This window comes from Pseudomonas sp. Marseille-P9899 (genome assembly GCF_903166565.1).
Taxonomy (GTDB): Bacteria; Pseudomonadota; Gammaproteobacteria; order Pseudomonadales; family Pseudomonadaceae; genus Aquipseudomonas; species Aquipseudomonas huaxiensis.
Genome location: NZ_CAESCG010000002.1, coordinates 65,557 through 89,761, shown reverse-complemented (window position 1 = coordinate 89,761; position 24,205 = coordinate 65,557). Strand labels below are relative to the sequence as shown.

The 24,205-nt window shown below is 63.1% G+C and carries 19 protein-coding genes and 1 pseudogene; 15 read left to right on the top strand and 5 right to left on the bottom strand.

What is annotated here, in order from left to right:
• The first annotated feature begins 89 nt into the window (after nt 1-89).
• The 6 genes from HWV67_RS09655 to HWV67_RS09630 all read left to right on the top strand — a co-directional run bounded on the left by HWV67_RS09655 (nt 90) and on the right by HWV67_RS09630 (nt 7,071).
• Nucleotides 90-1,439 (top strand): OprD family outer membrane porin, encoded by a 1,350-nt coding sequence (locus tag HWV67_RS09655; protein WP_371929301.1) that lies wholly within the window; start codon nt 90-92, stop codon nt 1,437-1,439.
• Nucleotides 1,440-1,504: 65 nt separating this feature from the next.
• Nucleotides 1,505-3,100 (top strand): ABC transporter substrate-binding protein, encoded by a 1,596-nt coding sequence (locus HWV67_RS09650; RefSeq protein ID WP_175651063.1) that lies wholly within the window; start codon nt 1,505-1,507, stop codon nt 3,098-3,100.
• A 73-nt stretch (nt 3,101-3,173) separates the two neighbouring features.
• Nucleotides 3,174-4,184, top strand: coding sequence for an ABC transporter permease subunit (locus tag HWV67_RS09645; RefSeq protein ID WP_175651062.1), 1,011 nt, complete (start codon nt 3,174-3,176; stop codon nt 4,182-4,184).
• Between the two features lie 10 nt (nt 4,185-4,194).
• Entirely contained in the window at nt 4,195-5,121 is a 927-nt protein-coding gene (locus HWV67_RS09640) for an ABC transporter permease subunit (protein ID WP_175651061.1), read from the top strand.
• Between the two features lie 10 nt (nt 5,122-5,131).
• Nucleotides 5,132-6,100 carry an ABC transporter ATP-binding protein gene (locus tag HWV67_RS09635; RefSeq protein ID WP_175651060.1) on the top strand — a complete coding sequence of 323 codons (969 nt, stop codon included), beginning with the start codon at nt 5,132-5,134 and terminating at the stop codon, nt 6,098-6,100.
• The gene (locus tag HWV67_RS09630) at nt 6,100-7,071 is read left to right on the top strand and encodes a peptide ABC transporter ATP-binding protein (RefSeq protein WP_175651059.1); all 972 of its coding nucleotides are present in this window, start codon (nt 6,100-6,102) and stop codon (nt 7,069-7,071) included. Before HWV67_RS09635 ends, HWV67_RS09630 begins: the two co-directional genes overlap by 1 nt.
• 209 nt (nt 7,072-7,280) lie before the next feature.
• Here the strand turns inward: HWV67_RS09630 and HWV67_RS09625 are convergent, their stop codons facing one another.
• The gene (locus tag HWV67_RS09625; protein WP_175651058.1) at nt 7,281-8,177 is read right to left on the bottom strand and encodes a hypothetical protein; all 897 of its coding nucleotides are present in this window, start codon (nt 8,175-8,177) and stop codon (nt 7,281-7,283) included.
• Nucleotides 8,178-8,416: 239 nt separating this feature from the next.
• On the opposite strand from HWV67_RS09625, the gene HWV67_RS09620 reads away from it, so the two are divergent.
• The 4 genes and pseudogenes from HWV67_RS09620 (at nt 8,417) to HWV67_RS09605 (ending at nt 12,207) form a co-directional block, all read left to right on the top strand.
• Nucleotides 8,417-9,223, top strand: a complete 807-nt coding sequence (locus HWV67_RS09620) for a helix-turn-helix domain-containing protein (RefSeq protein WP_175651057.1) — start codon at nt 8,417-8,419, stop codon at nt 9,221-9,223.
• Nucleotides 9,224-9,286: 63 nt separating this feature from the next.
• Nucleotides 9,287-10,684 (top strand): annotated as a pseudogene (locus HWV67_RS09615) (NAD(P)/FAD-dependent oxidoreductase).
• Between the two features lie 26 nt (nt 10,685-10,710).
• A complete protein-coding gene (locus HWV67_RS09610) occupies nt 10,711-11,052 on the top strand; it encodes a cupin domain-containing protein (RefSeq protein WP_095159568.1) in 342 nt (113 codons plus the stop codon).
• Nucleotides 11,053-11,112: 60 nt separating this feature from the next.
• Nucleotides 11,113-12,207, top strand: coding sequence for a polyamine ABC transporter substrate-binding protein (locus HWV67_RS09605; protein WP_175651056.1), 1,095 nt, complete (start codon nt 11,113-11,115; stop codon nt 12,205-12,207).
• 109 nt (nt 12,208-12,316) lie between these two features.
• On the opposite strand, the gene HWV67_RS09600 is transcribed toward HWV67_RS09605, so the two are convergent.
• Nucleotides 12,317-13,900: a peptide chain release factor 3 gene (locus tag HWV67_RS09600; RefSeq protein WP_110968068.1), complete on the bottom strand. Its 1,584-nt coding sequence runs from the start codon at nt 13,898-13,900 to the stop codon at nt 12,317-12,319.
• A gap of 613 nt (nt 13,901-14,513) precedes the next feature.
• On the opposite strand from HWV67_RS09600, the gene HWV67_RS09595 reads away from it, so the two are divergent.
• The 4 genes from HWV67_RS09595 to HWV67_RS09580 are packed head-to-tail and all read left to right on the top strand — an operon-like array spanning nt 14,514 to nt 17,950.
• The gene (locus HWV67_RS09595) at nt 14,514-15,227 is read left to right on the top strand and encodes an ABC transporter permease (RefSeq protein WP_110968066.1); all 714 of its coding nucleotides are present in this window, start codon (nt 14,514-14,516) and stop codon (nt 15,225-15,227) included.
• A gap of 13 nt (nt 15,228-15,240) precedes the next feature.
• Complete coding sequence (locus tag HWV67_RS09590; RefSeq protein ID WP_175651055.1) at nt 15,241-16,149, top strand: glycine betaine ABC transporter substrate-binding protein; 909 nt, start codon at nt 15,241-15,243, stop codon at nt 16,147-16,149.
• Nucleotides 16,146-16,799 carry an ABC transporter permease gene (locus tag HWV67_RS09585; RefSeq protein ID WP_110968064.1) on the top strand — a complete coding sequence of 218 codons (654 nt, stop codon included), beginning with the start codon at nt 16,146-16,148 and terminating at the stop codon, nt 16,797-16,799. The genes HWV67_RS09590 and HWV67_RS09585 overlap by 4 nt, the downstream gene beginning before the upstream one ends.
• Nucleotides 16,796-17,950 carry an osmoprotectant ABC transporter ATP-binding protein OsmV gene (locus HWV67_RS09580; protein WP_175651054.1) on the top strand — a complete coding sequence of 385 codons (1,155 nt, stop codon included), beginning with the start codon at nt 16,796-16,798 and terminating at the stop codon, nt 17,948-17,950. The genes HWV67_RS09585 and HWV67_RS09580 overlap by 4 nt, the downstream gene beginning before the upstream one ends.
• A gap of 384 nt (nt 17,951-18,334) precedes the next feature.
• Here HWV67_RS09580 and HWV67_RS09575 read toward each other — a convergent pair whose 3' ends face one another.
• The 3 genes from HWV67_RS09575 to HWV67_RS09565 all read right to left on the bottom strand — a co-directional run bounded on the left by HWV67_RS09575 (nt 18,335) and on the right by HWV67_RS09565 (nt 22,363).
• Nucleotides 18,335-20,782, bottom strand: a complete 2,448-nt coding sequence (locus HWV67_RS09575; RefSeq protein WP_175651053.1) for a TonB-dependent siderophore receptor — start codon at nt 20,780-20,782, stop codon at nt 18,335-18,337.
• 109 nt (nt 20,783-20,891) lie between these two features.
• Complete coding sequence (locus tag HWV67_RS09570) at nt 20,892-21,878, bottom strand: FecR family protein (RefSeq protein ID WP_371929291.1); 987 nt, start codon at nt 21,876-21,878, stop codon at nt 20,892-20,894.
• Nucleotides 21,875-22,363, bottom strand: coding sequence for a sigma-70 family RNA polymerase sigma factor (locus tag HWV67_RS09565; protein WP_175651051.1), 489 nt, complete (start codon nt 22,361-22,363; stop codon nt 21,875-21,877). Before HWV67_RS09565 ends, HWV67_RS09570 begins: the two co-directional genes overlap by 4 nt.
• Before the next feature lie 662 nt (nt 22,364-23,025).
• Here HWV67_RS09565 and HWV67_RS09560 point away from each other — a divergent pair.
• The gene (locus HWV67_RS09560) at nt 23,026-24,189 is read left to right on the top strand and encodes a type III PLP-dependent enzyme (protein ID WP_175651050.1); all 1,164 of its coding nucleotides are present in this window, start codon (nt 23,026-23,028) and stop codon (nt 24,187-24,189) included.
• Nucleotides 24,190-24,205: the final 16 nt, after the last annotated feature.

The following is a 24,205-nucleotide window of genomic DNA, read 5'->3' as shown; positions in this document are numbered from 1 at the left end:
TGACCAGTGGGTCCACAAGACTCGCCGGTGCTCTTACAAGAACAAAAGGAAGCATCGCCTTGAAAGCACTTTCCATCTCCATCGTCGCTATCACTTTCTGCGGCCTGGCCGATCAGGCCCTGGCCGAATCCCTCAGCCACGATTACCTGCCATTCACCCTCAAGGAGAACAACGCCCAGGCCGAAGCCAGCGGATTCTTCGAAGGGCAGAGCCTGTCCGGCTCGACCCGCAACTGGTACTCCCACGAGCGCGCGACCAAGGGCCCGCAGTTCCGCTACTACAAGAGCGACGGCAGCCGCCACGACAGCCACAGCCGCGATAACTGGGTGCAGGGCACCATCCTCGATTACACCTCGGGCTTCAGCCAGGGCCCCGTGGGCTTGGGCGTCCAGGTGGCGGGCTACAACGCCATTGCCCTCGAACGAAGCCGCACCGCCGTGGCCGGTCCCAACAACCGCACCCTGACCCACAGTGACGGCGACGTCATCGGCCAGTGGAGCAAGATCGGCCTGGCCAACCTCAAGGCCCGCTTCTCCCACACCACCCTGACGGCGGGTCGCCACACGGTGAACACGCCGGTGATCGCCGCCATCGGCAACCGTGCACTGCCGTCGAGCTTCGATGGCTTCAGCCTGCACAGCGCGGAATTCCATAACCTGTCGTTCGACCTGGGCCGCTTCGAGCGCGTCTCGAGCCGAACCGAACAGGGCAAGAGCAAATTCACCACGGAATATTCGGCCATCGGCGCCCAGGCCGACCGGGTCAGCATGGCCGGCCTCACCTACCAGCCCATGAGAAGCCTAACCACCAGCCTGTACTTCGCCAATGTCGAAGACATCTGGAACCAGTACTACGTCGCCGCCTCCCACGACCTGGGCGACACCGCCGTGCTGGGCCTGACCACCGGCCTCAACTACTACGGCACCCGTGACCAGGGCCGCGGCAAACAGGGGCCGATCGACAACGACACGTTCAGCCTGTCCTTCGCCCTGACGCACAAGGCCCACACCCTCGGTCTGTCGTGGCAGCAGGTGAGCGGCAACGAGTACTTCGACTACCTGCACGACACCAACGGGATCTTCCTGGCCAACTCGCTGTACTCGGACTTCAACGGCCCCAACGAGAAGTCCGTGCAGCTCAGCTACGTGCTCAACCTGGCCCCCTACGGCATTCCGGGGGTGCGCCTGAACCTCTACAACGCCCGCGGCTGGGGCATCGACGGGACTCACTACCGCGGCAGCAGCTACGATGTACGCAAGCTCGATGGTGAACACCACGAGGAATGGGGCATTGGCGTGAGCTATGCGGTGCAGGACGGCGCGCTTAAAGACACCAGCGTCCGTGCCACCTACAGCGCGCACCGGGCGAGCCGGGCGCAGATTGATGGCAACGTGGACGAACTGCGCGTCGTGACCACCATCCCCTTCGACATTCTCTGAGCAATCCTGCGCCCCGGCCACCACACCGGCCGGGGCGCAGACGGGAACCGAGCAAAGGAGCCTGCATGAATCCCTCTCCCCTTCAGGTCGCATTGGCGGCCCTGTTGCTGAGCACCTCGGCAAGCCTCTGCGCCAAGCCACTGGTGGTCTGCACCGAGGCCAGCCCGGAAGGTTTCGACATGGCCCAGTACACCACCGCGGTGACTGGCGACGCTGCGGCCGAAACCCTGTTCAACCGCCTGGTGGACTTCAAGCCCGGAACCACCGATATCCAGCCGGCCCTGGCCGAACGCTGGGACATCAGCGACGACGGCCTGATCTACACCTTCCACCTGCGCCAGGGCGTGAAATTCCACCATACCGACTGGTTCACCCCGACCCGCGAAATGAACGCCGACGATGTGCTCTGGAGCTTCCAGCGCCAACTCGACCCCAACCACCCGTGGCACGACAAGACCAGCATCGGCTTCCCTTACTTCGAGAGCATGGGCTTTCGCGAACTGCTGAAAAGCGTGGAAAAGACCGATCAGGACACCGTGGTCTTCACCCTGACCCGCCCCGAAGCGCCGTTTCTTCGTGACCTGGCCATGGCCTTCACCTCCATCTATTCCGCCGAATATGCCGACCAGTTGCTCAAGGCCGGCAAGACCGGCGACCTCAACAGCAAGCCGGTCGGCACCGGTCCCTTCGTTTTCCAGCGCTACAACAAGGACGCGCAGGTCCGTTACAAGGCCCACCCCGACTACTTCCGTGGCGTGCCGCCGAGCGAGACGCTGGTGTTCGCCATCGCCAATGACAACAACGTGCGTGTGCAGAAACTGCGCGCCAACGAATGCCAGATCGCGCTCTATCCAAAGCCCGACGACGTGCCCGCGCTCAAGGCCGACCCGATGCTCAAGGTCGCCGAGATGGAGTCGCTGGTCACCGGCTATATCGCCCTCAACACCGAGCACCGTTACCTGAGCGATGTGCGGGTGCGCAAGGCGATCGACATCGCCTTCGACCGCCAGACCCACATCGACCAACTGTTCGGCAAAGGCAACGCGCTGCTGGCGGTCAATCCCTATCCGCCGACGCTGATGGGCTACAACCACGACAACCGCAACCCGCCCCGCGACCTCGACAAAGCCCGGGCGCTGCTCGAGGAAGCCGGCGTCCCGCAAGGCACGGTGCTGACCCTGTTCACCCGCAACGGCGGCGGCCCGACCAATCCCAACCCGCGGCTCAGCGCCGAAATGCTCCAGGCCGACCTGGCGCAGATCGGCCTCAAGGTCGATATCCGGGTCATGGAATGGGCGGAAATGCTGCGCCGGGCGAAGAACGGCGAGCACGATATGGTGTCCACCGGTTGGGCCGGCGATAACGGCGATCCGGACAACTTCCTGACCCCGCTGCTCAGTTGCGAAGCAGCCAGAAATGGCGAGAACTATGCTCGATGGTGCAACGAAAAATTCCAGGCGCTGATCACCCAGGCCCGCCAGGTGACCGACCCGCAACAACGCGAGGCGCTCTATAACCGGGCGCTGGCCGTGTACGATGAGGACCGGCCGTGGATAACCATGGCCCATCCGAAGATGTTCACGGCCATGCGTCGGAACGTCGAGGGCTACATCATCAGCCCCCTGACCAATAACAACTTCGCTACCACCCTGGTGAAGTAGAACAATAACGTCGCTCAAAGCCGTACAACGGCAAAGGCGGCCCGCCTGACCGGCTGACGAGGAACACCAGAAGATGTTTAGTTTCATTGCCCGGCGTCTGGGACTGCTGATCCCGACATTTTTCGGCATCACGCTACTGACTTTCGCGCTCATACGACTCATCCCGGGTGACCCGGTGGAAGTGATGATGGGCGAGCGCCGGGTCGACCCGCAAATGCACGCCCAGGCCATGGAGCGGCTGGGTCTGAACAAGCCGTTGCCGGAGCAGTATCTGGATTACGTCGGCAAGCTGGCCCAGGGCGATCTGGGCGAGTCGCTGCGCACCCGCGAAAGCGTCTGGAACGAGTTTCTCGCCCTGTTCCCCGCCACCCTCGAACTGGCCCTGGCCGCGTTGCTGTTCGCCGGCACCCTCGGCGTACTGGCCGGCGTCATCGCCGCGCTCAAGCGGGGCTCGATCTTCGACCACGGGGTGATGGGGCTATCGCTCACCGGTTATTCGATGCCGATCTTCTGGTGGGGCCTGATTCTCATCATGTTCTTCTCGGTCAACCTCGGCTGGACGCCGGTGTCCGGGCGCATCGACCTGCTTTACGACATCGAGCCGAAGACCGGCTTCATGCTGATCGACACCCTGCTCAGCGACGAAGAAGGCGCGTTCAAGGACGCCCTGATGCACCTGATTCTGCCGGCCATCGTGCTGGGCACCATCCCGCTGGCGGTGATCGCGCGGATGACCCGTTCCTCGATGCTCGAAGTGCTGCGCGAAGACTACATCCGCACGGCCCGGGCCAAGGGCCTGTCGCCGGCGCGGGTGGTGTTCGTCCACGGTCTGCGCAACGCGCTGATCCCGGTGCTGACGGTGTTCGGCCTGCAGGTCGGCACGCTGCTGGCCGGCGCGGTCCTTACCGAAACCATCTTTTCCTGGCCGGGCATCGGCAAGTGGCTGATCGAAGCCATCGGCGCCCGCGACTACCCGGTGGTGCAGAACGGCATTCTGCTGATCGCCTGCCTGGTCATCCTGGTCAACTTCGTCGTCGACATCCTCTACGGCCTGGTCAATCCACGCATTCGTCACCAGCGCTGAGGCCCTCATCATGAATACTCCCGCGCCAACCCCCGTCAACGCCTCAAGCCCCATCGACCAGAGCCTGCTCTATCCGTCGCCGTACAAAGAGTTCTGGCACGCCTTCTCGCGCAACAAGGGCGCAGTGGCCGGCCTGCTGTTCATGTGCCTGATCGTCTTCTGTGCGCTGTTCGCGCCCTGGGTCGCGCCGCACAACCCCAGCGAGCAGTACCGCGAATTCCTGCTGACCCCTCCGGTGTGGCTCGAAGGCGGCAACTGGCAGTTCCTCCTCGGCACCGACGAACTCGGCCGCGACCTGCTGTCGCGACTGATCCAGGGCTCGCGGCTGTCGCTGCTGATCGGCCTGTCGTCGGTGGTCATCTCGCTGATTCCGGGGATCATCCTCGGCCTGCTCGCAGGCTTCTTTCCCAAGGCCCTCGGCGCCTCGATCATGCGCCTGATGGACGTGATGCTGGCCCTGCCGTCGCTGCTGCTGGCGGTGGCGATCGTCGCCATCCTCGGCCCTGGCCTGGTCAACACGGTGATCGCCATCGCCATCGTCTCGCTGCCGTCCTATGTGCGCCTGACCCGAGCGGCGGTGATGGGCGAACTCAACCGCGACTACGTCACCGCCGCACGCCTGGCCGGCGCCAGCCTGCCGCGACTGATGTTCATCACGGTGCTGCCCAACTGCATGGCGCCGTTGATCGTGCAGGCCACCTTGAGTTTTTCTTCGGCGATCCTCGATGCCGCGGCGCTGGGCTTCCTCGGCCTCGGCGTCCAGCCGCCGACCCCCGAGTGGGGCACCATGCTGGCCTCGGCCCGCGACTACATCGAACGCGCCTGGTGGGTGGTGAGCCTGCCGGGACTGACCATTTTGCTCAGCGTGCTGGCAATCAACCTGATGGGCGACGGGCTGCGCGATGCGCTGGACCCGAAACTCAAGAATGCCGCCTGAGGAGAAGCCCATGTCACTTCTGCAAATCCGCAATCTCAACGTGCGCTTCGGTGACGCCGGCGCCGTGCCGGTGGTCGACGGCCTCGACCTGAGCGTGGCCAAAGGCGAAGTCCTGGCGATCGTCGGCGAGTCCGGCTCGGGCAAGTCGGTGACCATGATGGCGCTGATGGGCCTGATCGACGCCCCCGGGCGCATCAGCGCCGATGCCCTCACCTTCGACGGCCACGACATGCTCACGCTCAGCGGCCGGCAACGGCGCAAGGTGGTGGGCAAGGACATGGCGATGGTCTTCCAGGACCCGATGACCGCCCTCAACCCCAGCTACACCGTGGGCTTTCAGATCGAGGAAGTGCTGCGCCAGCACCTTGGCCTGCGCGGCAAGGCGGCGCGCCAGCGGGCGCTGGAGCTGCTGAAGAAAGTCGAGATCCCGGCCCCGGAAAGCCGCCTCGACGCCTACCCGCACCAACTCTCCGGCGGCATGAGCCAGCGGGTGGCGATCGCCATGGCGATTGCCGGCGAGCCCAAGTTGCTGATCGCCGACGAACCCACTACCGCCCTCGACGTGACGATCCAGGCGCAGATCATGGAGCTGCTGCTGAACCTGCAGAAAGAGCAGGACATGGCGCTGATCCTGATCACCCACGACCTCGCCGTGGTCGCCGAAACCGCCAAGCGGGTGTGCGTGATGTATGCCGGGCAAGCGGTGGAAGTCGGCCAGGTGCCGGAGCTGTTCGAAGTCCCCGCCCACCCTTACAGCGAAGCGCTGCTCAAGGCGATTCCCGAGCACAGCCTGGGCGCCGAGCGCCTGGCCACCTTGCCGGGCATCGTTCCCGGCCGGTATGACCGGCCCAGCGGTTGCCTGCTGTCACCACGCTGCCCTTACGTGCGCGACAACTGTCACCAGCAACGCCCCGACCTCGATCCCCAGGCCCACAGCCTGGCCCGCTGCTTCTACCCACTGAACCAGGAGGTAGCGTGATGAGCGAAGTCGTCCTCACTGCCCGTGACCTCACCCGTCACTACGAAGTCTCGCGCGGCCTGTTCAAGGGCTACGCCACGGTCCGTGCGCTGAATGGCGTGTCGTTCGAACTGGAAGCCGGCAAGACCCTCGCCGTGGTCGGCGAATCCGGCTGCGGCAAATCCACCCTGGCCCGCGCCCTGACGCTGATCGAAGAGCCGTCTTCCGGCTCGCTGAAAATCGCCGGCCAGGAAGTTGCCGGCGCCGGCAAGCGCGAGCGCAAGCAGTTGCGGCGCGACGTGCAGATGGTGTTCCAGAGCCCCTACGCCTCGCTCAATCCGCGACAGAAGATCGGCGACCAACTGGCCGAACCGCTCTTGATCAACACCACGCTGTCGCGCACCGAACGGCGCGAGAAAGTGCAGGCGATGATGCAGCAAGTGGGCCTGCGCCCCGAGCATTACCAGCGTTACCCGCACATGTTCTCGGGTGGCCAGCGCCAGCGCATCGCCCTGGCGCGGGCGATGATGCTGCAACCGAAAGTGCTGGTGGCGGACGAACCGACCTCGGCGCTGGACGTGTCGATCCAGGCCCAGGTGCTGAACCTGTTCATGGACCTGCAAAAGGAATTCAACACCGCCTACGTGTTCATCTCGCACAACCTCGCGGTGGTGCGGCATGTTGCCGATCAGGTGTTGGTGATGTATCTGGGGCGGCCGGCGGAGATGGGGCCGAAGGCGGATATCTACGAGAAGCCGCTGCATCCGTATACGCAGGCGTTGTTGTCGGCGACGCCGACGATTCATCCGGACCCGTTGAAACCGAAGATCAAGATTGCCGGTGAGCTGCCCAACCCGCTGAACCCGCCGGATGGCTGTGCGTTCCATAAGCGCTGCCCGTATGCCACCGAGCGTTGTGGGCGGGAAGTGCCGGCGTTCCGTCAGGTGGGGACGCGGCAGGTGGCGTGCCATTACGCGGAGCAGTTTCTTTAAGGCCCAATCGCGAGCAAGCTCGCTCCTACAAGAACAGGATTAGCGTCATGGTTGGCGCCGAATGAACCCTGTAGGAGCGAGCTTGCTCGCGAAGCGGTCTGAAATAATCAGTGCATAAACAGCGCAATCAGAATGATCACCGGAATCGGCACACCCAACATCCACAGCAGTAATGAACGCATGATTGTTCTCCTTCTAGTTCATTTCAATTAACGAATCGGGGCGGCAGGGTTGCGCGCCGCATGCCGGTCGGCATAGCCCACGGTGTCACCTTCCAGCCAGCGCACCTGATCCCGCTGACGACCACCGAACAGCGCCGCGAAGCTGGCGAAAAACGCGCCACACAGCAGCGCGACGAAGGTCCACAGCGCTGTCCATGCAGCCACCTTGGCCGCAGTGTCAGCCGCCTGTTTGGCCTCGACTTTCGCCTGTTGCACCTGACCGACGACCTGATCAACCCGTGCCTCGGCTTCCGCCTGGCTCAAGCGAGTGCGTTGCGCCACCAGCTGCGCCAGATAGGCATGGTCTTCCGGCGCCAGGGCGCGATCTTGAGTCACGGAACGGGCCAGAATACGGGCTGCCACGCCATTGGCGGCATCGTCGCTGACCGGTGCGGGACCTTCACCACGGAACAGGCTGTCGACGAAGTAGCCCATCGACGCATCGCTGTTGGCTGCAGCAACGGCACCCGCCTGAACACCGGCACCGGCCATGCTGCCGACCGTACCGACAACCAACACGGCCGCCACCAACGTCGCGATGGCCCAGGACAGGAAGCCATGGGCGGTGTCGCGGAAATACACCTCATCACCATGCAGGTTGGCCCATTTCACCCGCAACCGACCGGCAAGGTAACCACCGAGGCCAGACGCGAGGATCTGGGTCAGCAGCAACCAGATGATGGTCGAGATTCCCAACGCCTTGGCGCTGGCCCCTTCGTTCGCCCAGGGCGAGGTCGCGGCGAAGCCGAGCCCGGCGCCCAATACCACCAGAATCAGTGACAAGGCCGCCGCCGCCGCAGCGCCGGCGAATATGGCCGCCCAGGACACACCCGAGCGATTAGGGCCTGCATCAAGCGTGGGTGAGTAATCGTTAGTTGTGATCATGTGCGCCTCTCCGGTGAGCGAAATGTCCCCTTCGCTCTACAACGGTGCACCGGGCATGCCAAATGTTTCAAAAGATGAAGCCCAATGAATACGGGGCTTTGCGGGCAGGCGCGCGTCTTAGGACCGTGCAAAATGCCGGATTGGCGAAGCGCTGGTGGGTTTTATGCAAGATGATTGAATCCCGGCGACACGTCCCCGGGACTTGCACAACACTCAGCCCCCTCGGCACTATTTCCGCCATGACCCAGCCCATCCCCGACGGCCCCGCCCAAACCCCGCTCACTGCCGATACCGTGCTGCGCTATCACCTGTGCTGGAAGCACCGCGATCTGGACGGGGTCATGGCGCTCTACCACCCCGACGTCGAGTACCACGACTTCTTCCAGAACCGCGTGCTCGGCTACCGGGAGCTGCGTGATTACGTGCGCGCCTGCCTGCCCCATGAGGCCGGCGAAGACATCGTCCACAGCGACCGCATCCGCGTCGATGGCTGCACGGCCTTCATCCAGTACGAAGTGACGGTCCAGGGCGGCGAGGGCCTGGTCGCGTTCCAGTCCAGCGAAGCCATCACCGTCAGGGACGGGCTGATCTGGCGGGTCAACGAGTACGCCACCCTGGTGCGCCGCGACGACCAGCGCGCCAGCCGCACCGGCCCGCGTCCCGCCACCAGTCGCCTGGGCCTGTCGCCCCGGCAGTTGAGCACCATGGCCCAGGACCTGGAGCACTACTTCCAGCGCCAGCGTCCCTATCTCGATGCCGAACTGGACCTGCAGCGGGTCGCCAACGAGAGCGGGTACAGCCGCAACCAGATTTCCTACCTGCTCAATCAAGTGCTGGGCCAGAGCTTCTACCGCTACGTCAACCAGGCCCGGCTGCACCATCTGCTGGCCGGGATCGACAGCGGCAACTGCGCGGCGTCCATCGATGAACTGGCTTTCAGCGCCGGCTTCAACTCGCTGTCCGCCTTCTACAAGTGCTTCCGCGAGCACACCGGGCTGTCGCCCAAGGCCTATGTGAAGCAGATTTCCCTGCGTGCACGCACGTAAGACAGCGCGCCCCGCCCGCCACTAGGATCGGCCCCACACCCTGATGATGTGGAGCGGAACCCGATGCAACCCTGGCGCACGATCAGCCTCTGGATGGACCAGCTCGAAGAGCCGCTCTGCGCGCGCCCGGCCCTGCGCCAGGACCTCGACCTCGACGTTTGCATCATCGGCGCCGGCTACACGGGCCTGTGGACCGCCTACTACCTCAAGCAGCAAGCCCCGCACCTGAAGATCGCCATCGTCGAGGCCAATATCGCCGGCTTCGGCGCATCCGGGCGCAATGGTGGCTGGCTGATGGGCAACCTGCTCGGCGAAGACCGCTTGCTCGCCACCCTCTCCCCGCAGCAGCGGCGCGAGAGCATCGACCTGCTCCACGGCATCCCCGATGAAGTGCACAGCGTGCTGCAGCGTGAAGGCATCGACTGCGACTACCGCAAAGGCGGCGTGCTCTATTGCGCCGCCCGTTACCCGGAACAGGAAAAGAGCCTGCGTGCCTGGCTCGATGACCTGTACCGCCAGGGCATGACCGCAGACGACTACCGCTGGCTGCGCCCCGAAGAACTCGAAGGGCAACTGCGGCTCAGCAACGCCTACGGCGCGATTTTCAGCCCGCACACCGCGACGATCCATCCGGCCAAGCTGGTACGCGGCCTGGCCCGCGCCGTCGAAAACCTCGGTGTGACGATCTACGAAAACACCCCCGCCATCGACTGGAATCCCGGTCAGGTGCGCACGCCGCTGGCGACAATTCGCTGCCAGTGGGCGGTGCCGGCGGTGAAGGCTACGCCGCCAGCCTGCCGCCGCTGGGCAAGCATCAATTGCCGGTGCAGAGCCTGCTGGTGGCGACCGAGCCGCTGCCCGAATCTGCCTGGGAACAGATCGGCCTTGCCCAGGGCCAGGCGTTCAGCGAGAACAGCCGCCAGGTCACCTACGGTCAGCGCACCCTCGACGACCGCCTGGTCTTCGGTGCCCGTGGCGGCTACCGCTTCGGCGGCCGGCTGCGCGACGACTTCAGCCTGACCCACAACGAAATCGAACTGCGCCGCTACCTGTTCGGCGAGCTGTTCCCGCACCTGAAGAACGTGCGCATCAGTCATTCCTGGGGCGGCACACGGGCATGGCGCGGCGCTTCCGCCCGCACATGCTCTGCGACCGCCAGCGCGGCATCGCCCGCCGGCGGCTACGGCGGCGAAGGGGTGGGCGCACCACCAACGGCGGCGCACCCTCGCCGCGCTGATCCTCGACCAGCACAACGCGCTCACCGCGCAGCCCGTCCACGGCAACCGTCCGCTGTCGAGCCTCGCCAGTTGGCCGCCGGAACCCTGCCGCTGGCTGGGCTACAACGCGATCATCCAGAGTTTCGTGTTCGAGGATCGCACCCTCGCCAGCCCCGCCAGCCCGCCGTGGCGTCGGCGCCTGGCCAGTGGTCTGGCCGATCTCATGCAAGGCTTCATGCACTGACTTTTCACCACAGAGGTTCACCGGCCATGAGCATCACCCAGTTCAAACACACCGAGACTGTCGCGCTGGACAGCTCCAACCCCGTCGCCGTGCCCCTCGGCGAGCCCGTCGCGGTGACGTCGGTCACCTGCGTCGAGCGCAGCGACGGCGTCGAAACCGGGATCTGGGAGTGCACCCCAGGCCGCTGGCGGCGGCAGATCGTGCAACAGGAGTTCTGCCACTTCGTCAAAGGCCGCTGCACCTTCACCCCTGACGGTGGTGAGCCGCTGTCCATAGAAGCCGGAGACGCACTGATGCTACCGGCCAACAGCACCGGCATCTGGGATATCCAGGAGACCGTGCGCAAGACCTACGTGCTGATTTTTTGATCTTTTGATCCGCTGATCGCCTGCCTTCGATAACAACAGACAAAGCAAGGTAACCCGGACATGCGCACCCTTCTTCTCACACCTCTTCTTCTCGCCCCCCTGATGCTGACCGCCGGCGCGGCCAACGCCGCCGACTCGGTGAAGATATACAACTGGTCCAGCTACATCGCGCCCGACACGTTGAAGAACTTCCAGCAGGCCAGCGGCATCGTGCCCACCTACGACGTCTTCGACAGCAACGAAACCCTCGACGGCAAACTGATGACCGGCAACTCCGGTTACGACGTGGTGTTCCCGTCCAACCACTTCATGGCCCGGCAGATCCAGGGCAAGGCCCTGAAGAAACTGGACAAGAGCCAGTTGCCCAACTGGCAGAACCTCAACCCGGTGCTGATGAAGGCACTGGAGGTGAACGACCCCGGCAACCAGTACGGCTTCCCTTACCTCTGGGGCAGCACCGGCATCGGCTACAACATCGACAAGGTCAAGGCGGTGCTCGGCGACAACGCCCCGGTGGACTCGTGGGACCTGATCTTCAAGCCCGAGTACATCAGCAAGCTGAAAAGCTGCGGCGTCGCGGTGCTGGATAACGGCCCCGAACTGCTGCCGATCGCCCTGCACTACCTCGGCCTGCCGCACCACAGCCAGAACCCGGCCGACTACGAGAAAGCCAAGGACCTGCTGATGAAAGTGCGACCGTACATCAGCTATTTCCACTCCTCGAAGTACACCGGCGACCTGGCCAATGGCGATGTGTGCGTGGTGGTGGGTTTCTCGGGGGATGTGCTGCAGGCGAAGAACCGCGCGATCGAAGCGAAGAACGGGGTCAAGGTGGGCTATTCGATTCCGAAGGAAGGGGCGCCGATGTGGTTCGACATGGTTGCCATGCCGGCGGACGCGCCTGACGAAAAAGCCGGTTACGCCTACATGAACTACCTGCTGCAGCCGGACGTGATGGCCAACATCAGCAACTTCGTGCAGTACGCCAACGGCAACCTCAAGGCGGACGGATTGGTAGACCCGCAGCTCAAGGCCAACAACATGATTTATCCGAGCGAAGACATGATGGGCAAGCTGTATGCCCTGGAGGCGATGCCGGCGAAGATCGACCGGATCAGGACGCGGATCTGGACCGGCATAAAAGCAGGCAACTGACCTTCGGCCAGGTACAAGCTACAAGCTGCAAGCCTCAAGAAAAAGCGGGCCAGTACACGGACCGCTTCTTCTTGTAGCTTGCAGCTTCAAACTTGCGGCTGCATCAGCATCAATGATGCTCGCGGGTCGCGCGGAATTTCACGTCCGGCCAGCGCTCTTCCATCAGCGCCAGGTTGACCCGGGTCGGTGCCAGGTAGGTCAGGTGACCACCGCCGTCCACCGCCAGGTTTTCCACGGCCTTGACCTTGAATTCTTCCAACTTCTTCTTGTCATCGCAGGCGATCCAGCGAGCCGACCAGACGGTGATCGGCTCGTAGGCGCATTCGACCTTGTATTCCTCTTTCAAGCGGCTGGCGACCACATCGAACTGCAGCACACCCACGGCGCCGAGAATGATGTCGTTGCTGCGCTCCGGGAAGAACACCTGGGTCGCGCCCTCTTCGGCCAACTGTTGCAGGCCCTGACGCAGTTGCTTGGACTTCAGCGGGTCCTTCAAACGCACACGACGGAACAGTTCCGGGGCGAAGTGCGGGATACCGGTGAAGCCCAGGCTCTCGCCTTCGGTGAAGGTGTCGCCGATCTGGATGGTGCCGTGGTTGTGCAAACCGATGATGTCGCCCGCGAAGGCTTCTTCCAGTTGCTCACGCTCGGAGGAGAAGAAGGTCAACGCGTCGCCGATGCGCACGTCCTTGCCGGTGCGCACGTGGCGCATCTTCATGCCTTTCTCGTACTTGCCCGAGCAGATACGCATGAAGGCGATACGGTCGCGGTGTTTCGGGTCCATGTTCGCCTGGATCTTGAACACGAAGCCGGAGAACTTCTCTTCCACCGGCTCCACGGTGCGCTCGTGGGCAACGCGGGCCAGCGGGCGCGGCGCCCAGTCGACGACGGCGTCGAGCACGTGGTCGACACCGAAGTTGCCCAGCGCAGTACCGAAGAACACCGGGGTCAGTTGGCCGTTGATGAACTCTTCCTGATTGAATTCATGGCAGGCGCCCTGCACCAGCTCCAGTTGCTCGATGAAGCGATCGTACTCGTCAGCCAGGTGGGCGCGAGCCTCGTCGGAGTCGAGCTTCTCGATGATCTTCACCTCGGTACGCTCGTGGCCGTGGCCCGGGGTGTAAACGATGATGTAGTCATCGGCGAGGTGATAGACGCCTTTGAAATCCTTGTAGCAACCGATCGGCCAGGTGATCGGCGCGGCCTTGATCTTCAGGACCGCCTCGATCTCGTCGAGCAGCTCGATCGGGTCGCGGATATCGCGGTCGAGTTTGTTGATGAAGCTGACGATCGGCGTATCGCGCAGGCGGCAGACATCCATCAGGGCAATGGTCCGCGGCTCGACGCCTTTACCGCCGTCGAGCACCATCAGCGCCGAGTCCACGGCGGTCAGGGTGCGGTAGGTATCTTCGGAGAAGTCTTCGTGGCCCGGGGTGTCGAGCAGGTTGATCATGTGCTCGCGATAGGGGAACTGCATCACCGAGGTAGTGATGGAGATACCACGTTGCTTCTCCATTTCCATCCAGTCGGAAGTGGCATGGCGGTCGGACTTGCGCGACTTCACCGTACCGGCGACAGCGATCGCCTTGCCCATCAGCAGGAGCTTCTCGGTGATGGTGGTCTTACCGGCGTCGGGGTGGGAAATAATTGCGAAAGTGCGGCGCTTCGCGACTTCGGCGGCCTGGTTGGTCATGGGAAATCGCCTGACTGGGGATTGAAAAATGGGGCGGTATCATACCTGAAGGTCGGTTGAATTTCGATCTCTGACACTGACCTTGTGGGAGTGAGCTTGGCGGATCGCTCCTACCAATTCTTGTGAATACCGACCGCTGCGTCTCCTCCTCGATCAATTCCCGCGCTAGGTGCTCTACTTCCTCCCGAAACCCAGGGGATAAGTCATTCATCACCTGCTCAAGTGTTTTGCCCATCAACTTTTCCTGCACCAATTACCGAAAGTACCAAAAAGTCTGAACCTCGCGACTAACGGCCCAACAGCAGGTACTTCAACGCCTCCACGTCCGAATCACGCTCTTTTCTCGTGCGAAATTTCGCACACCCCAGGGATAAACACTGGCCAAATGCCGCATCAGATGGGAACCTTTAAAGCAATGGAGGCGTCCATTCCCCTGCAATGACCGTTGGTCGGGGTGGGTTTCACCGGCAACACGAGCCTGACGGGGCTTCGCTCATGGCGTGCACATCACCCTCTGCGGGAACGCGCGCTGCTACTCGCGAACACACTGCCTGTCGCCTGGAATGGCGGCCGCCACGGGAGTGTGTCCGCCGACAAAAAAAGGAGTCCGCCTGTGGCTAAACGCTATGGCAAGGGGCTGATGGGATGGGCCGCCGCGCTCGTCATCCTGGCCCTGCTGATCCACTGGATCGGCATCGATACGATCGCGCATTACCGCGCCGATCTCTGGTTCTACCTGCAGGCGCACCTGATGCTGGTGCTGCTGTCGATGGTGGCGGCGCTGGCCGTGGGTATCCCCGCCGGCATTGCCCTGAGTCGACCGCACCGGGTCGACCGCGCCGAACGCTTCATGCAGATCTTCAACATTGGCAACACCGTTCCGCCCCTCGCCGTTCTCGCCATCGCCCTGAGTATCCTCGGCATCGGCGCCGGCCCCGCGATCTTCGCGCTGTTCCTCGCCTCGTTGCTGCCCATCGTGCGCAACACCTACGAAGGCCTGAAAAACGTTCCCGCCTCACTCAAGGAAGCCGCCACCGGCATCGGCATGACCCCGCGTCAGTCGCTGTTCAAGGTCGAGCTGCCCAACGCCGTGCCGATCATCGTCGGTGGTGTGCGGGTAGCCCTGGCGATCAACGTCGGCACCGCACCGCTGTCGTTCCTGATCGGCGCCAACAGCCTGGGCAGTCTGATCTTCCCCGGCATCGCCCTGAACAATCAGCCGCAACTGCTACTCGGCGCGGCCTGCACCGCGGCCCTGGCACTGCTGCTCGACGCGCTGGTCAGCCAGTGCAGCCGCCGCTGGCTGGAACGCGGCCTGACTCACTGACCGAGGGACCCCGATGAAAAGAATCGCCTTGCTGCTGGGCGCGGCCCTGCTGTTCGCAGGATTTGCCCAGGCCGCCGAAAAACCCTTGATCCGCATCGGCGCGCGGGTCTTCACCGAGCAGACCGTGCTCGCCGAACTCACCGCCCGCTACCTGCGCCAGCACGGCTTCGAGGTGCGTATCACCGGCGGGCTGGGCAGCAACCTGGCGCGCAGCGCCCAGGAAAGCGGCCAACTGGACATGGTCTGGGAATACACCGGCGTGTCGCTGGTGTCCTACAACCACATCGACGAACGCATGCCAAACGCAGAAGCCACCTACGCCCGGGTCAAGGAACTGGACGCGAAGAAGGGCCTGATCTGGCTCGCACCGTCGCGCTTCAGCAACACCTACGCCCTGGCCCTGCCGCGCAACATTGCCGAGCAGTACCCGCAGGTGAACAGCATCAGCCAGTTGAACCAGGTACTGCGCGACGAGCCGAAGCAGACCCACGTGCTGGCGCTCGACACCGAGTTCGCCAACCGTCCCGACGGCCTCACCGGCCTGACCGAAACCTACGACCTGCAATTCACCCGCAAGGACATCCGCCAGATGGATGCCGGCCTGGTCTACACCGCCCTGCGTAACGGCCAGGTGTTCACCGGCCTGGTCTACACCACCGACGGCCGCCTGAGCGCCTTCGACCTCAAGCTGCTGGAAGACGATCGCCACTACTTCCCCGACTACACCGCCGCGCCCGTGGTGCGCAAAGAACTGCTCGACGCCCACCCGCAACTGGCCGAACTGCTCAAGCCACTGGCCGAACAACTGGACGACGAGACCATGCGCCAACTCAACGCCAAGGTCGATGTCGAGCACCAGAGCCCGGGCAAGGTCGCTGACGAGTTCCTCAGCCAGCATCCACTGCAAGGAGGTGCGCAATGAGCCTGCTGGATACCTTTGCCCATCTGGACTGGGCGCAAGTGCTGCAACTGACCGGCCAGCACATCACCCTCGTGGGCATCGCCGTCACCCTGGCGATTGTCGTCGGCGTGCCGCTGGGCATTCTGATGACCCGCTTCCCGGCCCTCGCCGGCCCGCTGCAGGCCAGCGCCACGGTGCTGCTGACCGTGCCGTCGATCGCCCTGTTCGGCCTGCTGCTGCCGTTCTACTCCAAATTCGGCCAGGGCCTTGGTCCGCTGCCGGCAATCACCGCGGTGTTCCTTTATTCACTGCTGCCCATCATGCGCAACACCTACCTGGCCCTGACCAGCGTAGAGCCGGGCATCCGTGAAGCCGCCCGCGGCATCGGCATGACCTTCGGCCAGCGCCTGCGCATGGTCGAGCTGCCGATCGCCGTGCCGGTGATCCTCGCCGGCGTGCGTACCGCCGTGGTGATGAACATCGGCGTCATGACCATCGCCGCGACCATCGGTGCCGGTGGCCTTGGCGTACTTATCCTGACCTCCATCAGCCGCAGCGACATGTCGATGCTGCTGGTCGGCGCCGTGCTGGTGAGCCTCCTGGCCATCGCCGCCGACCTGCTGCTGCAAGCCCTGCAACGCTCGCTGACTCCAGAAGGACTGCTCAAATGATCGAACTCCAGAACCTCTCGAAAACCTTCCAAAGCAACGGCAAGGAGGTCAAGGCGGTCGACTCGGTCAGCCTGACCGTCAACGAAGGCGAGATCTGCGTCTTCCTCGGCCCGTCCGGTTGCGGCAAGAGCACCACGCTGAAAATGATCAATCGCCTGATCGAGCCCACCTCGGGCAAGGTGCTGATCAACGGCGAAGACACCACCGGCCTGGATGAAGTGACCCTGCGCCGGCGCATCGGCTACGTGATCCAGCAGATCGGTCTGTTCCCCAACATGACCATCGAGGAAAACATCACCGTGGTCCCGCGCCTGCTCGGCTGGGACAAGCAGAAATGCCACGACCGCGCCCGCGAACTGATGAGCATGATCCGCCTGGAGCCCAAGCAATATCTGCAGCGCTACCCGCGTGAGCTGTCCGGTGGTCAGCAACAGCGGATCGGCGTGATCCGCGCGCTGGCCGCCGAGGCGCCGCTGCTGCTGATGGACGAGCCGTTCGGCGCGGTCGACCCGATCAACCGCGAGATGATCCAGAACGAATTCTTCGAGATGCAGCGGGCGCTGAACAAGACCGTGATCATGGTCAGCCACGACATCGACGAAGCGATCAAGCTGGGTGACAAGATCGCCATCTTCCGTGCCGGCAAGCTGGTGCAACTGGATCACCCGGACACCCTGCTCGCGCATCCGGCGGACGAGTTCGTCAGCAACTTCGTCGGCCAGGACAGCACCCTCAAGCGCCTGCTGCTGGTACGCGCCGAAGACGCGGCGGACAACGCCCCGTCGGCCAGCCCGGAGATGGTGGTCGCCGATGCACTGGAGCTGATGGACGAGCATGACCGCAAGTACGTTGTGGTGACTGACCAGAACAACCGCGCGCTGGGTTATGTGCGCCGGCGCGACCTGCATCGCCAGCAAGGGACGTGCGCCGACTTCCTGCGCCCGTTCAACGCTACCGCCGCGCATGACGAGCATCTGCGCATCCTGTTGTCGCGGATGTACGAGTTCAACCGGGCGTGGTTGCCGGTGCTGGATGGCGATCAGGTGTTCCTGGGGGAGGTGACGCAGGAATCGATTGCGGCGTACCTGAGTTCGGGTCGGTCGCGGGGTGGGAAGACCAGCATTGTGTCGCCGGCTGAGGCTGCGGTTTAAAACTTTAGGGCCTCATCGCCGCGGTTCGGCGCCCCGACAAGCCAGCGATGAGCATGGGTATCTACAGATCTCGCAGGTCATCGCAAAGTGTCGTTCACCTGCAATCCTGTGGGAGCGGATTCATCCGCGAAGGGCCGCAGAGCGGCCCTAAATCCATCCAACACACTGTTTCTGGCTGGTCTGGGTCTCACATTCAGGGAGCCTGAGCGTCGAAAGAAAGGCCGGACACAGACAGCCACCTCGTGCGGGATGGTTTGGGGGCCGCTTTGCGGCCCTTCGCGGATGAATCCGCTCCCACAATACGAGGCGATCTGACGTCCTGCGCTGCCTGCGAGGTGTGTAGATACCCATACAGCGATGAGGCCCTGAAGGACAACCGATAAATCAGAACCCTACACTGGCCTGCACATAAAACGTCCGCGGCTCACCCAGATAGATCCCCGAGTTGTTGTCGCTCGACCGGGTGTAGTACTGCTTGTCGAAGATGTTCTTCACCCCCGCCCCCAGTTTCAGGTTCGACAGGTCCTTGCCGAACTCATACCCGCCCCGCGCGCTCCAGGTCACATAACCCGGGATATTGCCGTACTGGCCATCGGCGCTCGGCTCGGTGATGTAGTTGCCGTTGAAGCTGCCGTCAGCGTTCATGCCAGTGCCCGGTGCGCGCTGTTTCGATTGGGCGAAGGCGTCCAGGTTCCAGGTCCAGCGGTCCACCTGGTAACGCAGCCCGGCATTGACCACCTGACGCGAGTAGAACGGCAGGTCACGGCCCTTGAAGCCGGGAATCTCGCCTTCATAGGTGGCGCGAGTGTAAGTGAACCCGGCATTGGCGCTCAGGCCGTCCAGGCGTGGGTCGAGCCCCGACAGGTCGTAATGCACCGACGCTTCGATCCCCTGGTGCTTGGTCGCACCGAGGTTGGTCCAGCCGATGTCGTTGCTGATGTATTGCAGCTCATCGTCGAAGTCGATGTAAAACGCCGTCAGTTCGCCGCCCCAGTCGCCATCGTCATAGCGGGTGCCGATCTCGTAGGTCTTGGCCTTTTCCGCTTCCAGGCCGTTGGCGGTCTGGTCGCCGTTACCGCCCTGGCCGAGCTGGAAGTACTGCAGGCTGCCGAACGAGGTTTCGTAGTTGGCGAACAGCTTCCAGGCATCGGACAGGTGATACATCACGCTCAGCGCCGGCAACGGCTCGTTGCTGGTCACACTGCGGCTCTTGGCCTGCACCGGCACGCCGTTGGTGCCGCGCACGGCGCGGTCGTTCCAGTCGGTATTGATGTGCTCGAAGCGCACGCCCGGAGTGATGGTCCAGTTGCCGATATCGATCTTGTCATCGATGTAATAGGCGCTGGCCTCGGTACCGCCGGTGCGGTCCTGGAACACGTGGCCGTCGGACGTCGGCGTCACGGTCGGGACGTTGTTGATCAGCGCCAGGCGGCTGGACTGCTCGTGCATGGCTTCTTTCAGGTAGCGATAGCCAACGCTGACTTCCTGGGTGGCCGGGCCACTGAAGAAGATCCGCGAAACCCGCGGCTCGATCGCGAAGGTGCGGTAGCTGCGCGGGTAGGAACTGAGGGTTTTCTGGTCGCGGGCGGCGATGGTGCTGCCGCGGAAGCTCTCGGTGTAATAGGTCAGCACTTCGAACTGGGTGACGTCGTCGATCTGCCGCAGGTACTTGAGCGAAACGTCTTTGCGCCGGCCGCTGAAGTTGTCGTAGTCGCGGTCGGACTGGTACGGGTCGGCGTCGAACTGGGCCTGGGTCAGGCCGCCGGGCATGTCGGCCTTGCCGTCGTAGTAATGGAAGTTCAGCGACAGTTCGTCCTGATCGGTCAGCGCCCAGTGGGTCTTGAGCAGCACGTCGTCGATATCGTTGGCGTTGTTGCTGCTGCGGTAGCCATTGCCGTTGACCCCGGAATACAGCAGCGCCGCGCCCAGGCCGTTGTCGGCGGTACCGCCGATGAACGCCGACTCGATGTGCTTCCAGCCGCCATGGCGGGGAGTTTCCAGGGGGGTGCCGATTTCGCCGGTGGCTTTCTCGGGAATCGCGCGGGTCACGAAGTTGATCACCCCGCCGACGTTCTGCGGCCCGTAGCGCACGGAACCTGCGCCGCGCACCACGTCGATGCTGTCGAGGTTGCCGGAGGAAATCGGCGCCATTGACAGTTGCGGCTGGCCATAGGGCGCGAACGCCGCCGGAATGCCGTCGATCAGCACCGTGGAGCGTGGCGACAGGCGCGAGGTCAGGCCACGCACACCGACGTTGAGCGACAGGTCGCTGCCGCCGGTGCCGTTGGAGTCCTGCACTTGTACGCCGGGAATGCCCTTTAGCACGTCTCGCACGTTCATCGCGCCCTGCTCGACCATCGCTTCGCGGCGCACCACGGTGCGCGCGCCCGGATGATTCTGCACCACGGTTTCCTGCGCATCGCCGAGCCAGTCGCCAACCATGGTGATATCAGTGGGCGCCAGTTCCAGCGTGCCGTTGGCGGCCTGGCTGTCGCCCTGTGCCGGATGCAGCACCACGGTGCCCTGGGAAATCTCGTAGGTCAGCCCGCTGCCTTGCAGCAGAGCTTGCAACGCCTGCTCCGGCGACAGGTTGCCGGACACCGCCGGCGCCTGCTTGCCAGCGACCAGCGCGGGGCTGAAGAACAACTGCAGCGACGTCTGCTGGCCCAACTGGTTCAGCGCCGTGGCCAGCGACTGAGCCTGGATCTGGATGCTGGTGGGGGCCGAGTCGGCGTAGCTGTTGCCGATACCGGCACTGACCGCCAACGCCAGGGCCAGAGGCAACCAGCGCGAACGGCTGGCGGAGCGCGGAGAAAGCTTGTTGTTGTTCACGTCTTCGAGAAGTCCTGAGGGAGGATCGGGATCAACTGCCGTTGCGAATGGAAATGCTTGGCAGTTACAAGTCGGGCAGGAAGACGAACAACTCGGAAAATACCTGAATCTATTTTGAAATTATTTCGTGGGAGCCATCGGCATGGGCCACCACGGTGACCGGCAGGATGCTCGGCAAGGCCCGTAGCAGAGCATCCGTGTCATCAATTCGGAAGGTACTGCTCAGGCGCAGGGCGGAAACTTTCGCTGCCACTTTCAGGGGCTGCTCGCGATAGCGCGAGACTTCTTCGGCCACCTGCGCCAGCGAGGCATCGGTGAACACCAGCTTGCCGGAGCGCCAGGCGGTGAGTGCAGCGGCATCCACCTTATAAGGAGCAGCCACCGCGCCGGAAGCATCGATATGCGCCCCGAGCCCGGCGCTGAGCAGCGCCTTCGACTCGCCCTGGCCCTGCACCCGCACCGAGCCCTGCTCCACCGCGACGCGGGTTTGCCCAGGATCGCGGCGCACATCGAAGCGCGTCCCGGTGACGGTGACCGTGCCATGGCCGGCATCGACCACAAAGGGCCGGCTGCTGTCGTGGGCCACGCTGAACATCACCTCGCCCTGCTCCAGGCGGATGTCGCGCTGTCCGGCGCTGAAGCGCACGTCCAGGCGGGTGCGACCGTTGATCTCCAGGTGCGAGCCGTCCGGCAGTTCTACCTGGCGGCGCTCACCGAGACCGGTCTGCAAATGCTCGTGGTAGTTGAGCGTGTGCTGCTGCCAACCGAACCAGCCGAGACCCACCGCCGCCGCCAGCACACTGGCGGCCAGCGCCTGCTGGACGAAACGCCGCCGCGGCAAGGCGCTGACCCGGTCTTCGACACACAGCGCTTCGAGGCGCGCACGCGGCAACAGGTCAGCCGCCTGCCAGAGCTGGCCGAGCTGGTCGTATTCGTCGCGGTGAAGGGGATCCTGCGCCAGCCAGGCGTCGAAACAGGCCTGCTGCTCAGGAGGCAGCGGCGCGTCCTGGGCGCGGGCGAACCATTCGGCCGCCTGCTCGCGGACGGCCTCTTGTGGGCTGTGGCCCTGATTCATGAATACATTCGCCTGACTCATCTCTTCGACACATCCAAGTGCTCGCGCAGATGGCGAAGCGTGCGGATCATATACTTTTCGACCATGTTCTTGGTCAATCCCATGCGCTCGGCAATCTCCGCCTGGGTCAGCCCTTCGAGCTTCTGCCAGACAAACACCTTGCGGCAGTTCAGCGGCAACTCCGCCAAGGCCCGCTCGACGCTGTCGGCCAGTTGCAGCGCATTCATATACGCCTCCGGGTCGTTCGTCAGCGGCGGGGTCAGGTCCAGGGCCTGCTGTTCGAGGGCTTGGCGGCGGTCCTCGCGGCGGTAACCGTCCACTGCGATATTGCGCGCCGTCTGGTGCAGATAGGCGCGCGGCTGCGCCACCGCGTCCTGCTCGCTTTCCAGCACCCGCACAAACGCATCGTGCGCGAGGTCCTCGGCTTGCTGGCGACTGCGCAACTTGCGCGTCCAGGTGCCGATCAACTCGTGGTAGTGGTCGAGGAAGCCTTTGTGTCGAGACACGATAGGAAGGTCGTCGTCAGGCAGTTGGAAAGGTGCGCGAATAGTAATGTTTCTTATTAAGCCCGGCAAATCCTGTGTAGAGGCTTCCGACCAAGCGCTTTTTGTCGGTGATTCAGGAATTTTTTTTGTCGGAAATACCCGCCGTTCAAGTGGCCATAAATATGAACAGTGAGGCGTCGAAAAAAGAACCTCGAAGCGACACGACAAACGGTCGTTTTTTCATTTAAAGGTGATTTCGAAGCGAAACTCGCCGATCGAAACGCCAGATGACGAAGTTACCGAGAAGTCAGCAAATCGCCACCTATTCCACAATTTTTTACGCAAGGACGATCCAGCGGAACATATGGCTGTCACCTGAGTCGGTTATGAAGGAAACAAGTCGATAACGAGCGGCTGATCAGTACGAAAACGCGACATTTTTTGTTGATCTTGAACCCCTCAAGTCCTAAAGTTCGCGCCGAACGTCCATGCTGGAAACGATCCATCCGGCTCAAGTACTGACGACGAGACAGCAAGGTCACCCGCAGCAGCTTTCAATCGCGCGGATGACCTTTTTGCTTTCGGCGACATGCCTTGGGAAGTAGGCGAACCAAAGTGGGGATACGGAGGGCGTTCAGTTTGCAGCCACTTATTTTTTCAGTTTGCCCATGGAGTCCCCAAGCATGTCGATCCAAGTCGAAGACTACTTCGCGCGCGAAACCTTCCAGAAAATGAAGGCGTACGCCGACAAGCAAGAAACCCCGTTCGTACTCATCGACACCCAGATGATCAGCCAGGCCTACGATGACCTGCGCGCGGGCTTCGAGTTCGCCAAGGTCTACTACGCGGTCAAGGCCAACCCTGCGGTCGAAATCATCGACCTGCTGAAAGAGAAAGGTTCGAGCTTCGACATCGCCTCGATCTACGAACTGGACAAAGTGATGGACCGCGGCGTCAGCGCCGACCGTATCAGCTACGGCAACACCATCAAGAAATCCAAGGACATCCGCTACTTCTACGAGAAGGGCGTGCGTCTGTATGCCACCGACTCCGAAGCCGACCTGCGCAACATCGCCAAGGCCGCACCGGGCTCGAAAGTCTACGTGCGTATCCTCACCGAAGGCTCCACCACTGCCGACTGGCCACTGTCGCGCAAATTCGGCTGCCAGACCGACATGGCCATGGACCTGCTGATCCTCGCCCGCGACCTGGGCCTGGTGCCTTACGGCGTGTCGTTCCACGTCGGTTCGCAGCAGCGCGACATCAGCGTCTGGGACGCGGCGATCGCCAAGGTCAAAGTGATCTTCGAGCGTCTGAAAGAAGAAGACGGCATCGAACTGAAACTGATCAACATGGGTGGCGGCTTCCCGGCCAACTACATCACCCGGACCAACAGCCTGGAAACCTACGCCGAGGAAATCATCCGTTTCCTCAAGGAAGACTTCGGCGACGACCTGCCGGAAATCATCCTGGAGCCGGGCCGCTCGCTGATCGCCAACGCCGGTATCCTGGTCAGTGAAGTGGTGCTGGTTGCGCGTAAATCGCGTACCGCCGTCGAGCGTTGGGTTTACACCGACGTGGGCAAGTTCTCCGGCCTGATCGAAACCATGGACGAGTCCATCAAGTTCCCGATCTGGACCGAGAAGAAAGGCGAGATGGAAGAAGTGGTCATCGCCGGCCCGACCTGCGACAGCGCCGACATCATGTACGAACACTACAAGTACGGCCTGCCGCTGAACCTGGCAATCGGTGACCGTCTGTACTGGCTGTCGACCGGTGCCTACACCACCAGCTACAGCGCCGTCGAATTCAACGGCTTCCCGCCGCTGAAAGCGTTCTACCTGTAATGCAAAAAGGGGGCTG